The organism is Flavobacterium chilense (genome assembly GCF_001602525.1).
GTDB lineage: Bacteria > Bacteroidota > Bacteroidia > Flavobacteriales > Flavobacteriaceae > Flavobacterium > Flavobacterium chilense.
Map to the genome: position 1 here is coordinate 756,488 of NZ_LSYT01000001.1, position 13,460 is coordinate 769,947.

The following is a 13,460-nucleotide window of genomic DNA, read 5'->3' on the forward strand; positions in this document are numbered from 1 at the left end:
ATTGATGCAGGGCCTGGTCTAAAAAATTCTATTCTCAGTAAATCAGTTTAGCTGGATAGCAAATGCAGATTAAAATCTGTCTTATTTTGCATCAAACCATAGTTTTGTAGTTAGCAAATCTTTTCCCTGAGCAGATACTGCAGCCTGATAACTGGTACCGTTTAATGACTGCTCTGTACCCGGATAAAAGAAACGTGAAGGTATTTGTCCGTTCAAAACTGTAGCCGGACCTGCTTTTAATACCGGATAGTCTAACCTTCTCCACTCTGTGAAAGCGTCAAGACCTTGTCCGAAAAAGGCAATCCATTTTTGTGTCCCTATCGATTTGGCATAATTGGTTGCATCATATTTCACAGTTGCCTGATTCAGATAATTAGAAATAGCTGTTGCATCTGTAATACCAAATTGATTGAACGATGCTGTAATAGCACTTTTATAAAGTTGTTCTGCATCTCCTGCAATATAACCACGAGCTACCGCTTCAGCAAGATTGAAAAGTGTTTCAGAATAAGAAACAATAACCGCCGGAGATGTCGAAGTCAGGAAGTAAGTCCCCGGTTTTGATGTTTTTGCAAACCCCTGGCTATTGGCGTCACTGTTTGATAATCCATTAGCTCCACCAACATATTTCCCTACAGTTGCATCTGTTGGTAACTGCGCATAAACAGGTAAACGCGGATCAGACAACTCATTTAATTTATCCACCATTGTTTTTGAAATACGAAAATCATCTCGGGTTTCAAACCATGCCGATGCAGGATTTTGCTGAGGTGAACTGATATAAGTAAACTTAAAAATTTCAGCATTATTACTAATTAATCCTCCGGCATCGCTTGTGGCATCAATAGCAGCCTGCTTAGCTAAAGCAGGTTCTCTGTCTGAAATTCTCAATGCTATACGTAAACGAAGTGAATTTACCAGTTTTTTCCATTTTGCAATGTCTCCTTTATAAACCAGGTCACCTGTTACGGCACCATTTGCTGTCCCCAGTAAAGACTGAGCTTGTTTTAAATCTTCCAGTAATCCTGTGTAGACTTCTTTTTGAGTGTTGTATGCCGGTGTTACTTTTTGACCTGCTTCTTTATAAGGAATGCTTCCATAAGCATCTGTCAGCAATAAAAATGTCCATGAACGCAGCGTTAGTGCAATTCCTTTATAATTTGAATTTGCCTGTTGATCCGGAAATTTTATAATAGTATTCAAATCTGTAATCAGAGTGGCATAACCAGTATTCCACAAAGAAGCAAATGAAGTATTCGATACATCGTATCTGTCCGGTTCCGTATATTGGATTTTAGCCCAATGCTGAACAAATAACAAAGATGAATTAAAGTTATTATCTGAACCCCAATATAAATCAGCACCCTGTTTTAAAGATCCTGTTAACAAATAAGGGGCTAATGGTGTTTCGGTTGCATTTGGATTTTTATTAACATCATCCAGACTGTCGCTGCAAGAGACCAATGATACTGCAAACAGCGTTATATAGGCTAGTTTTTTTAGCATGATTTCGTGTTTTTAAAATTTAAGATTAACATTAAGGCTAAAGCTTCTGGTAGTTGGCAATGCCAAACTTTCCAATCCTTGTCCGTTTCCGGTATTGAAAGCCGATTCAGGATCAATATTAGGTACGTCTTTGTAGATAAAGAACAAGTTACGACCTACCGCAGTGATACTTGCGCCTTGAAAACCTAGCTTTTTAGCAAATGCTTTATTGAAATTGTAAGCTAATTTTACTTCTCTTAGTTTTACAAAAGTTGAACTGTAGATATAAGCTTCACTAATATTGTATGATGCTTTGTAATATTCCTGAGCACTAAGTACTGAAGTATTTGGAGTTCCATCAGCATATACTCCTTTAAAGATCATTCCGTCATCATATACCACAGCTCCGCTTGGGGCAGTTCCGCCATTTAATAATGTTTTTGTTGTTCCTGCCAAATAATAACTTAATCCTCCATTTGCAGCATCACGACCCGGAAGTGTTTGCGCTAATACACCTGTATAATTACCTGTTCTGTTGGTTCCTGAAAAAAGTTCTCCACCTACACGGGCATCAACAAGAAATGAAAGTTCAAGATTTTTATAGGTTAATGTGTTGGTAATACCGCCTAAAAAATCCGGAGTATAATGTCCTAATACTTTCTTTTGCGGATCTGCCTGTGGTAAACCATTTGCTCCTACTACAATATTTCCATTGGCGTCACGCAAATAAGCTGTACCATAAAGTGCACCATAAGCCTGTCCTACAGATGCCAGTACATCAACACCTCCTGAAGTAGCAATTGTATAGTTTTGAATTTGTTTTTCATAATCTAAAACATCAACTTTACTAGTGTTCTTTGAGTAATTTACACCCACGTTCCATCTAAAGTTCTGAGTCTGAACTGGAGTTCCGTCCAATTGAACTTCTATACCATGGTTGTTTATTTTACCTGCATTGATTAATTGCGAATTATAACCGCTCGCAGTAGTTGTTTTGATTTCCAGAATCTGGTCAAAACTATTGGTGTTATAATAAGCAAGATCAAGATGCAATCTGTTTTTCCAGAAAGAAGATTCCAGACCCAACTCTGTAGAGCGGGTTGTTTCCGGTTTCAGGTTCTCATTCAGTTTCTTTTTAGAAGAAGTTTGAATTGGATTTCCGTCGAATGCAGTTTGAAAATCGTAAACTGTTGCCAATTGATACGGATCTGCATCGTTACCTACTTCAGACCAACCACCACGTAACTTTAAAAAGTCAAGTGTATTGCTTTTCAAATTTAAAGCATCAGACAATACTAAACTACCACTAATAGAAGGGTAAAAATAAGAACGGTTACTGCTTGGCAATGTCGATGACCAGTCATTACGTCCGGTAACGTTTAAAAACGCATAATTTTTATATCCTAATTGTGCTGAAGCATATGCACTGTATACTTTTAATTCTGAGAATAAATTCGATGATGTTAACGGATCTCTCGAATTGGTCAATGTATATAAATCAGGTACCGCTAGACGTGGTGCTTTTTGATAATTGTTTGCATCGCTATGGTTACGAACGTTGAATCCGGCAAGAGCATCTACACTAAAATCATCGTTCACTTTTTTAGTATATTGCAGGATACCTTCTGTATTTCTTTCGTCTACTGTATAAGCATCTTCAGCATATGATCCAAAAGGAGTTCCGTTTGTACCATATTTAATCTGGTATTTTCTGCGATCATTATAATAATCAACTCCGGTGCGGAATTTGAAAAGAAGCCCATCGATAATTTTTGCTTCTAAATGAATATCTCCTATAAAACGGTTACGTTGCTGACTTGTCGTATTGTAATAAGCATTCCAATATGGATTACTATAATAACTATTGTTCCAGTTAACATCTCTGTTATTTCTAAGCTGATCCGTATCTACCTGACGTCCGAACCAAAGAAACTGAAGCATTACACCAGCAGCACGGTTACCTGATGGTCCACCTGGCAAAGTTGGAGCAGTTGTAACAATATAGTTTCCTGTTACACCCACTTTTATGCTTTTCGATATTTGGTAGTTTGTATTAATACTAAAGTTTGTTTTGTTAATTTCACTGTTAGGTACTGTTCCTAATTGTTTTTGATTGTTTACTCCTAAACGAAAATCTGATTTCTCATCTGATTTAGCTATCGAAACACTGTTGTCATAAGTAAGACCCGTATTAAAGAAGTTTTTTACATTATCAGGATGTGCTACAAAAGGTACTGCTACTCCATTTGAATAAAATTGAGGAATAAGACGTCCATCAAGTTTAGGTCCCCAGCTTTCATCAACTCCATCATTAATTCCGCCTCCTTTACCATCTACATAACTAAACTTTCCGTTTGATCCTTGTCCAAATGAATTCTGGAAGCTTGGCAATGTAGCAACCTGAGAAAGTGTAATACCGGAATTAACTGTTATTCCCAGTCCTTGTTGACCTTTTCCTGATTTTGTAGTGATCAGAACAACTCCATGTGCAGCACGCGATCCGTAAAGAGCAGCAGCATTAGGGCCTTTAAGCACCGTTAATGTTTCAATATCCTGCGGATTTAAATCGGCAACTGCATTTCTGAAATCACGGGTAGCTCCACCAACACTCCCTAATTGTGAGTTATCTACCGGAACTCCGTCTACCACAAATAAAGGCTGGTTATTTCCGGATATAGACGTTTCACCACGAATGATAATACGGGAAGAACCCATATCTCCCTGCGAATTGGTGATACGTACTCCTGCCACTTTACCGCTAAGACTATTTAAAAAGTTGGTTTCTTTGGTATCCGAAAGCTCTTTGCCTTTTAATGCCTGAGTAGTATATCCCAAAGATTTCTTTTCTTTGGTAATACCCAGTGCAGTAACTACAACTTCTGATAACGCATTTTGTTCTTCAGAAAGACTAATCGTAACCGGGTTTGAATTTACTACGATTTCTGCTTTTTTATAGCCCAGAAAACTTACGATTAATGTATAAGGAAACTTTTGTCCTGTTTGGAAATAAAACTTTCCGTCAAAATCAGTTACAGCACCGTGTGTAGTACCTTTAATGTTTATCGAAGCCCCTATAACCGGTTCTTTTGTAACAGCATCGATTACTGTTCCTTCTAGTTTGGACTGTATTAACGGTTTAGTCTCCTGAGCCTTAATACCTATGGAAATCAACAAAATACATACCGATATATATCTATTTAATTTTTTTTTCATTACTTTGTTTTAGTTTAATAAGTAAGGCAAACGAAGACGGATTTACTCCTCTTTCACTTTCCTTACAGAGATGTACAATTTCTTTAAGCTTCGCCATTTCTGCTGCAACAGAAATGGTTTTTTATTATCATCTGCAACACATTCGTTTTTTCATTTTTTTTTATTTTGGATTACTATTATTTAAATTGATCTTAACACAAGATTATACCTCCCTGTAATTCAAGGATGTGCTTATTTTATTAAAAATTTATATGAATTAAAGACTGAAGGATTTTTAACAATGTAACCTGGAGTTATAAATAACCTAATGGTTCGTACTTGTTTAAAATGAAATATATTGGATAGTCTTTAGTGTTTTTGTATTAACTAATTTTAAATTCTACTAATTTGATAGAACAAAAGTATATTAAAAAAACGAACTCCAAAATTTTAAATGTTTTTTTTGAAAAAAAAATGTTAATTAAAATTTTAGTAAAACTTTAAAACATTACAAATAAGAAAGTTAACCGTTATTTCTATTTTCCCTCTTGTGTAAGATTTTTATTAAACAGAAGATCTTAAATTGCAAATTTTAACAATTTATAAATTTGAGTAATGGCAAAAGAAACGGGACTATCACTCGATAATTAGTATATCCAAATTAGATTTTAGAAATTGTATTTGAAGATTAGAGCAGTAAGATTTTATTTCTTAAAGTAAAAAAAAAAGGAATGAACAATGTTCATTCCTTTTCTGTGTAAGTATTCAAAAAAAAAATCAATTAATTAATCATACGAAAGATTAAAAGTATATGCTATAAACATATATTATTATTCTTCTAGTGGACTAAGGGTTTCAAGTGTTTACAAAAATCCTGATTATTTATAAATGTTTAATTGTTCATTATAAACCGGACTTTGAATGTTTAAGAAATTTAAAACGCTATGAAATACATGGTTTTGAGACAATTCTTTATTTGGCTTAAGTTGTTTCGAATTATCAGATACCCATACGATAAAAGGTATTTCATATTGTTCTTTAGGCGCAAAACTCATTGGTACTCCATGCATGTATAGATTTTTTTCTCCTAAAGATTCTCCATGATCCGAAACAAAAATCATAGTACTTTTATACTCTTTTAGCTGTTTTAAATCTTCAATTACATTGTGCAGAATATAATCTGTGTAAACAATAGTATTATCATATGCATTAAGAAGTTCTGTCTGAGAACATTTTCCTAATTCGACACTATTACAAACAGGTTTAAAAGTTTCAAATCTTGGCGGGTATTTTTTGCTGTATGTTGGACCATGACTGGTACTGGTATGTAATACAATCAATATTTTATTTTTCTTGCTGGCTAATATCTGTTCTTTTAGTCCGGTCAATAAAACTTCGTCATAATCACAATCTTCTTTACAATCTTTCTTTAAAACATCTCTGTTCTGATACTTTTCGATATGTACCGGAGGTTCTCCCCAATTGCTTGTTCTCCAGATAACCTCTACATTATTTCGATACAAATAATTAGGTAATATTTCATATAAATCATCACTATTGGTATGTTCTAAAATACATTTTACACCTGCAGTAGTATAGGTAGCACAGGAAGTGGCATTAAAATGAAACAAATTCTCTGTTTTAGAAAGCAATGGATTTGTGTTTTTCTTATAGCCATATAAAGAGAAATTTTGTCTTCTTGCTGATTCTCCAATCACTAAAACAACAACTGATTTTTGATTGTCTTTTATTACAGCATTTGGCAATAAAATTTCTTTTTCGTTCTTTTTGAATTTATGAATATAAAAAAGCGAAACATTTACAGAATATGACCACGGCATTGCAAGACCTCCTAATTGTTTTGAGTTTTTATCAATCCACAGCCAATTCGTTGCATTGGCAAATACTAAAACAGCAATAAATACCAAAGTGATCGAAGAAATGGTGAAAAATTTCTTCAGCGTTTCATTTATTATTTTCACTTTAATAATATAGATACTCGGAAGAATCCCAAGGAAAATAATGTATAGAATTAACTTAATCGAGAAAAAATTGCTGGACTCTTCATAATTGGTATTAAGAATATTACCAATCATACTTTCATCTATGATAACACTATAGGTATTAATAAAGTAAACCGCAATGGCATTGATCATGAAGAATAACACCAGTAAAAATTTACCAACATAACGCGAGAGAGTAAATATGAGGTAAAAAACAAAAGCATTTAAAACCAGCATTAAAACTACTAAACTTATAATCAATACGATACCACTCAGACTTTTATAATCGACATTATTAAAGACGTAAGTATAAAACGGTAAGTGAAAGAACAGAAAGTTTAAAATACTCATTAATAAAACAAAATGAGTTATTTTTAAATTATTTTTTAACATAAAGACTAGTAATTTTATATAATGAAAAGGCTAAACTAATAAATGCTAAATAAAAGATGATCAAATTATCATTAATTATTCTGCAGATTAACAAAATACATGAAACCGCAAATAATAAAATCAAAACGGGATAGTATTTTTTATTATTAATCCAGCTCCAGATTCTATATTTTCGGCTGATAAAAATACCCAAAATTCCGGAGATATATCCAATAATACTGCCTGTTATTACATCAAGCGGATAGTGCGCACCTACACCTACTCTTGTAAAAGCCAGAATGTATCCTATAATGATGGTTCCAAAAATCCATAATATTTTAAATTTTAAATCTTTAGGCATAAAAGCAAACATTAAAATCGTAAGTGTTGCAAAAATCGTTATGGAATGACCGGAAGGTAAACTATTGTGACCACATACTGCTTTTCCTACAATGAAAAAACTATTATTATCAAATACTGCAGCTGGTCTTGGAACTGCAAATATATTTTTTAGCGGACATGAAAAAAGAAGAGAAACTAATAATGCTGATAGTAAAGATTCCCATACTTTAGGGGCATATACAACCAAAATGCTTAAAAAAGAAGAAAAAACCAGAGCATCTCCAAATTGGGTCAGATTGTATTCCAGATTTGGATATTGTCCTAAATGATGATTAATGTAAAAGAAACTGTCTTTTTGAATTTGTACATATTTATCAGCACACAAAGCACCTTTACTATATAAAAATAAAACAATGGCAATTAAGAAAAACAGGGGTAAAAAAAGTAAAAAAGGTTTAATTCTCGAACAATTATTAATAACACTTGTATTCATTCTGATTTTTTATAGATATTTTTATACATTAATTTGGTCCTCAAACCATTGACAGCTTAAAATGGTGCTCTTTCATTAACCTAAAAAACAATGACGAAGGACGATCTAAATGCAGCAATAAGTTTTTTTTATTGGCTTAGGAACCTATCCATCTTTTGGGCAAAACTGTTAATAATGCATAAAATTTGTCGGCTGCAAGTTTAGCTAATCTCTTTTTACTGTTCATGTCTGGCTCTTTAATAAAAGGTAAAGTAATTGGTCAATTTAGAAGAAATTTAGAATTTATATTTATTTGTGTATTTTTTTCTCAGAAATACTTCTTTATATCTTATCAAACTCCATATCAGCGAATTACAAATATTGTATAAAGGCATCATTAAAAAGTATATTTTATATTTATCATTATGATTTATTTTTATTTAATAAAACAAAAAAATTACTGTCAGGACTATCGTTAAAAAATCAATCTCTTATCAATCTCTATGCCATAAATGTTAAAAAAGGAGATTGTTTACAAAAGCTTAAACCTGACTATAGGAAATAAAATATTTCTATCTTTATGCTTAAATCATAACTTTAGACTTTACTAGAAAATAAATACAAATCATTGCGGATTCAACTTTTCTTCAAAATTTAGGTATAAACTTGCAGCATGAAAATTTTAATAATAGAAGATGAGCTGGAAATTGCTCAAAGCATCAAAAACTATTTTAGAACCAACGGAGTTCAATGCGAAATGGCCGAAAACTATAATTTGGCACTGAGTAAAATTGATTCTTACGATTACGATTGCATACTTCTGGATTTAATGCTGCCTGATGGCGATGGATTTGATATACTAAGAGAACTCAAAAGAAAAAATAAAACTGATGGTGTAATTGTAATTTCTGCTAAAGAAACACTCGAAACACGCCTTGAAGGATTTAATCTTGGAGCAGATGATTTCCTGACTAAACCTTTTCATTTATCTGAACTTCTGGTTCGAATGCAGGCATTGATACGCCGTAAAAATTTTAAAGGAAATAACAATATTACTTTTAATGAAATTGTTATTGATATACTCTCTAAATCTGTAGTAGTAAATAACACTAAATTAGATCTGACTAAAAAAGAACTGGATTTGCTTCTTTTTTTAATTGGGAATGAAAATAAGGTATTATCCAAATCAGCGATTGCAGAACATCTTTCCGGAGATATGGCAGATATGCTTGATAATCATGATTTTATTTATGCACATATCAAAAACCTAAAAAAGAAACTCTCTCAGGCAGGAAGCGGTGATTATATTAAAACAGTTTACGGTTTGGGATATAAATGGGAAAATGAATAATAAAAAACTGCTTCATAAAACTACCAACAGCTTTCTGGCTTACTCTATCATTATTTTATTGATAGCAGCACCCCTATTCTATTTTATCTGTCAACATCTCTATATTTATGAAACTGATGAAGTGCTTCATTTTCATAAAGGTGCTTTTATCAAAGAAAGTCATAAAAATTTTTCGCAAACCGATATTGACTTATGGAACAAATACAACCATGAAGTAACAATCGTATCGGATATGGGCGTTGACAATGATTCTATAGTGGGGAAAATGCTGTATGATTCGATTGCAAAAGAAAGAGAACCTTTTCGTGTACTCTATGCGCCTGTAACCATAAATGGGAAAAAATATACGTATACCGAAAAAATCAACCTGCTGGAAATGGAGGGAATGGTTTTTAGCATTGCCGGCATGTTTTTGTTTATCATTATTATGCTTTTGATTGGAATTATCTGGATCTCAAAAGCAACTGCTGCTAAGATTTGGAGTCCGTTTTATAATACACTCAATCAGATTGAAGATTTTGAAATTGACAAAAACAAACCGCCACATTTTATTCCAACAGATATTGATGAATTTGATCGTCTTAATAAAAGCTTAGAAAGGCTTATCGAAAAAAACACAGCCATCTATAAAAGTCAGAGAGAATTTGTTGAAAACGCTGCGCATGAGCTTCAGACTCCTTTAGCTTTGTTTCAGACAAAAATTGATACACTCACTCAGTTAAACCTGAACAAAGAACAGTCTGAACTGGTTTCATCTTTAAATACCGATGTTTCAAGACTTAACAGACTTAATAAAAACCTGTTGCTACTCTCTAAAATTGACAATGAGAGTTTTCTCGAAAAAAATACCATTGTTCTTAATGATTATATTAACAAGCATCTGGACTTTTTTACAGAACAGGCTAATGCCAAGAACCTGACTATTATAACAGACTTTACTGCTACTTTAACGATTAACGGAAATTCGGCACTCACAGAGGTATTGATTAATAATTTGTTTTTAAATGCGATTCGCCATAATGAAAAAGACGGGCAGATTATCATTAAAACTTTAGAGAATGAATTAATATTTTCAAACAATGGTCAGACTACACCTCTAAAGATTGAAAAGCTCTTTAACCGTTTTTCCAAAACCAATCCTTCTTCTCAGGGAAATGGGCTTGGTCTGGCAATCATTAAAAAAATCACAGAACTTAATCACTGGGAAATAAGCTATTCTTTCGATAATAATTTCCACATTTTTAGCGTCAAATTTTAAGAAATTCAAACTTCCTACAGATTCGCATTTGATCTTTGTACTACGTTTTTTATCAATTAAAAAAATAGTACTTATGAAAAATTCAATCCTAACATGCTTAGCCCTGCTTTTTTCTTTATTTGCCACAGCGCAAAAAATAAAGGAAAAAGAGGTACCTAACATCGTCAAATCGACCTTTTTGATATCCTATCCTGATCAGACCAATGTGAAGTGGGAAAAGGAAAAAGAAAATTATGAAGCCAGTTTTATTATTGGTAAAACTGCACACGCCATGCTTTTGGATTCTAATGGTAACATCCTGGAAACGGAAGAAGAAATCAGCGTAAAGAAACTGCCTGCCAAAGCTTTGGCTTATATTCAAAAAACATATAAAAACAAACAGATTAAAGAAGCAGCCATGATTACAGATGCCCACGGTACTGTAACTTTTGAGGCTCAGGTAACTTCTATTGACCTTATTTTTGACAAACAAGGAACTTATATTAAAAGCACAGCAGATTAAAACTATAAAAATGAAATTAAAGATATTTTTTGTATTGTCGCTTCTTGTAATGAAAATTTACAATGTCACGGCACAAAACAACTCAGCCACAATCTCAGGATTAATTAAAGATAAGAACTCAAAAACGACACTTCCTTATGTGAATGTAGTTTTAAAAACTGCAAAAGACCAAAAAATGCTCTCCGGTACCGTTACAAACGAAGAAGGCCGTTTTAATATCCCGGCAGTACCATCAGGAAATTATACGCTGGAAATTACAGCTGTAGGTTATAAAACCAAATCTCAACACCTTTTTGTAGGCACTCTCTCTGATTTTCTGGATCTCAATATCATCGAGATCGAAGAAGATATCAATACTTTATCTGAAGTAGTCGTAACTTCAAAAACTGCTGAAATAAGCAGCAAAATGGATAAGAAAGTATTTTCTGTAGCCGATAATATTACCCAAAGCGGAGGCTCTGTCCTTCAATCTATGCAAAGTCTTCCGGGTGTAACACTACACGACGGAAAAGTACAATTGCGCGGCAATGATAAAGTAATGGTACTTATCGACGGAAAACAAACTGCCCTGACTGGTTTTGGAAACCAATCCGGTCTTGATAATATTCCGGCATCTGCCATTGAAAAAATCGAAATCATAAACAACCCTTCTGCAAAATTTGATGCCAACGGAAATGCGGGCATCATCAACATCATTTATAAAAAAAACAAACAGGAAGGCTTTAATGGCAAAGTAGGAATCAGCTCAGGATATGGAAGTCTTTGGGAACGAAAAGCCAATCTGCCGGATATTCGTCCGCAGTACCAGATGACGCCTAAAATAAATCCGTCACTTTCACTAAATTATCGCAAGGAAAAGATTAACGCTTATGTTCAGGCGGATTATCTCTATACAGAAACATTAAATAAAAACGAATTCGTAACCCGAACTTATGATGATGGTGCTGTAATCAATCAGCAAACTGTGAGAAATCGTAATACTCATTTTACAACTCTTAAATCAGGAATAGACTGGAATTATAACGATCGTAATAGTTTTTCTTTTTCCGGACTTTTCGGAAGTGAAAAAATCATAGACAACGGCGACGAGCCTTTCTTTAATCAGGATTATTCTCAAAGGCTGCGACTTTGGTCATTTCTGGAAGATGAGCTTAAAACAACGGTAATGACGAGTACTTCTTATGAACATAAATTCAGCCAGCCGGGACATAAGTTAAATGCCGGAGTGAACTATACTTATCATCGCGAAGACGAAAAATACTTTTTTACCAATACAATGCCTGATTTTACCGGACAAGATTCTTTTAAGCTCTTATCTGATGAAAAAGTAATTGATATTAATCTTGATTATATCAAGCCTTTGAAATATGGCCGATTTGAAACTGGTTTTAAATTCAGAAACCGCGAAATTCCAACCAATATGCAATTCTTTCCGGGGCAAAATTCCCCTATTGATGCAAATGCGGGCGGATGGGCAAATTACAAAGAAATTATTCCTGCTCTTTATTCTAATTATATTTTTGAAACGGATAAAATTGAAGCTGAACTTGGATTGCGCCTGGAATATGTAAAACTGCAATATGATGTTAATCCGGATCATCCAACTTATAAAAGTAACGGTTACAATTATACAGAGCCTTTTCCTAATGTGCGTTTTGGGTATAAAATCGATGATAAAAACAAAATTACGGCTTTCTATAACCGCAGAGTAGACAGACCTGCCGAAGTGGATATTCGTATTTTTCCAAAATATGATGATGCCGAAATTATAAAAGTTGGAAATCCTGCGCTACGTCCGCAATTTACAAGCGCTTTTGAAGTGGGATATAAAAACACCATGCCAAAAGGATATTTTACTTCAGCAGTTTATTACAGAATCATAAACGGGACAATTGCCCGTATTGCTACTACTGTTCCCGGAAGTACTTTGATTTATAATGTATTTCAAAACGCAGACAAAAGCAGTTCAGTAGGAATTGAAGCAGTTTATTCTAAAGAAATTACTTCCTGGTACTCGTTTAATATCAACGGAAACCTGTATCAAAATACCATAGATGCCTTTACGGTTACGAACTTATATCCTGTCCCGAGTATTTATAACGGAGAACGCCAGCAAATGGTTTCCGGGAATTTAAAATGGAATAATACCCTGCAGTTCAACAAAACCTTAAAAGGTCAGGTTTCTGCTATTTATCTCGCACCGGATGTTATTCCACAAGGAAAAATTGGTTCCCGATTTTCTGTTGATCTGGGAATTAAAAAGACAGTACAAAAAGGCAAAGGCGAAGTGTTTCTGAATGCTACAGATATCTTCAATACATTAAGCATTCAAAGAGAAATAAAAGGTGAAGGTTTTAGCTATAACAGTAAGGATTATTACGAAACACAAGTAATACGTTTCGGATACAGCTACAAATTCTAGTTTTTCAATTCTGAATATTGACTTGTTTTTTAAACACATAGAAACATAGACCTTAGGATCA

At 33.6% G+C, this 13,460-nt stretch carries 8 protein-coding genes; 4 read left to right on the forward strand and 4 right to left on the reverse strand.

The genetic code is table 11. From position 1 onward, the window contains the following. Positions 1 to 81 precede the first annotated feature (81 nt). The 4 genes from A4F88_RS03180 to A4F88_RS03195 all read right to left on the reverse strand — a co-directional run bounded on the left by A4F88_RS03180 (position 82) and on the right by A4F88_RS03195 (position 7,887). The gene (locus A4F88_RS03180) at positions 82 to 1,506 is read right to left on the reverse strand and encodes a SusD/RagB family nutrient-binding outer membrane lipoprotein (protein ID WP_068841067.1); all 1,425 of its coding nucleotides are present in this window, start codon (positions 1,504 to 1,506) and stop codon (positions 82 to 84) included. Positions 1,507 to 1,518: 12 nt separating this feature from the next. Further along, positions 1,519 to 4,698 carry a SusC/RagA family TonB-linked outer membrane protein gene (locus A4F88_RS03185; protein ID WP_068841068.1) on the reverse strand — a complete coding sequence of 1,060 codons (3,180 nt, stop codon included), beginning with the start codon at positions 4,696 to 4,698 and terminating at the stop codon, positions 1,519 to 1,521. An 857-nt stretch (positions 4,699 to 5,555) separates the two neighbouring features. Beyond that, on the reverse strand, positions 5,556 to 7,073 hold the full coding sequence (eptA, locus tag A4F88_RS03190) for a phosphoethanolamine--lipid A transferase EptA (protein ID WP_068841069.1): 1,518 nt from the start codon (positions 7,071 to 7,073) through the stop codon (positions 5,556 to 5,558). Then, positions 7,060 to 7,887 carry a phosphatase PAP2 family protein gene (locus tag A4F88_RS03195; RefSeq protein WP_068841070.1) on the reverse strand — a complete coding sequence of 276 codons (828 nt, stop codon included), beginning with the start codon at positions 7,885 to 7,887 and terminating at the stop codon, positions 7,060 to 7,062. Before A4F88_RS03195 ends, eptA begins: the two co-directional genes overlap by 14 nt. Before the next feature lie 652 nt (positions 7,888 to 8,539). Between A4F88_RS03195 and A4F88_RS03200 the strand changes: the two genes are divergently transcribed. The 4 genes from A4F88_RS03200 (at position 8,540) to A4F88_RS03215 (ending at position 13,399) form a co-directional block, all read left to right on the forward strand. Further along, positions 8,540 to 9,217 carry a response regulator transcription factor gene (locus tag A4F88_RS03200; RefSeq protein ID WP_068841071.1) on the forward strand — a complete coding sequence of 226 codons (678 nt, stop codon included), beginning with the start codon at positions 8,540 to 8,542 and terminating at the stop codon, positions 9,215 to 9,217. After that, a complete protein-coding gene (locus tag A4F88_RS03205) occupies positions 9,210 to 10,475 on the forward strand; it encodes a sensor histidine kinase (protein ID WP_068841072.1) in 1,266 nt (421 codons plus the stop codon). Before A4F88_RS03200 ends, A4F88_RS03205 begins: the two co-directional genes overlap by 8 nt. 73 nt (positions 10,476 to 10,548) lie before the next feature. Further along, positions 10,549 to 10,977 (forward strand): PepSY-like domain-containing protein, encoded by a 429-nt coding sequence (locus A4F88_RS03210; RefSeq protein ID WP_068841073.1) that lies wholly within the window; start codon positions 10,549 to 10,551, stop codon positions 10,975 to 10,977. Between the two features lie 10 nt (positions 10,978 to 10,987). Further along, the gene (locus A4F88_RS03215) at positions 10,988 to 13,399 is read left to right on the forward strand and encodes a TonB-dependent receptor (protein WP_068841455.1); all 2,412 of its coding nucleotides are present in this window, start codon (positions 10,988 to 10,990) and stop codon (positions 13,397 to 13,399) included. Positions 13,400 to 13,460: the final 61 nt, after the last annotated feature.

Coding starts and splice junctions, on each gene's coding strand:
- A4F88_RS03185 (WP_068841068.1), bottom strand. CDS start 4,698: ATGAAAAAAAAATTAAATAGATATATATCGGTATGTATTTTGTTGATT.
- A4F88_RS03180 (WP_068841067.1), bottom strand. CDS start 1,506: ATGCTAAAAAAACTAGCCTATATAACGCTGTTTGCAGTATCATTGGTC.
- A4F88_RS03210 (WP_068841073.1), top strand. CDS start 10,549: ATGAAAAATTCAATCCTAACATGCTTAGCCCTGCTTTTTTCTTTATTT.
- A4F88_RS03200 (WP_068841071.1), top strand. CDS start 8,540: ATGAAAATTTTAATAATAGAAGATGAGCTGGAAATTGCTCAAAGCATC.
- eptA (WP_068841069.1), bottom strand. CDS start 7,073: ATGTTAAAAAATAATTTAAAAATAACTCATTTTGTTTTATTAATGAGT.
- A4F88_RS03195 (WP_068841070.1), bottom strand. CDS start 7,887: ATGAATACAAGTGTTATTAATAATTGTTCGAGAATTAAACCTTTTTTA.
- A4F88_RS03205 (WP_068841072.1), top strand. CDS start 9,210: ATGAATAATAAAAAACTGCTTCATAAAACTACCAACAGCTTTCTGGCT.
- A4F88_RS03215 (WP_068841455.1), top strand. CDS start 10,988: ATGAAATTAAAGATATTTTTTGTATTGTCGCTTCTTGTAATGAAAATT.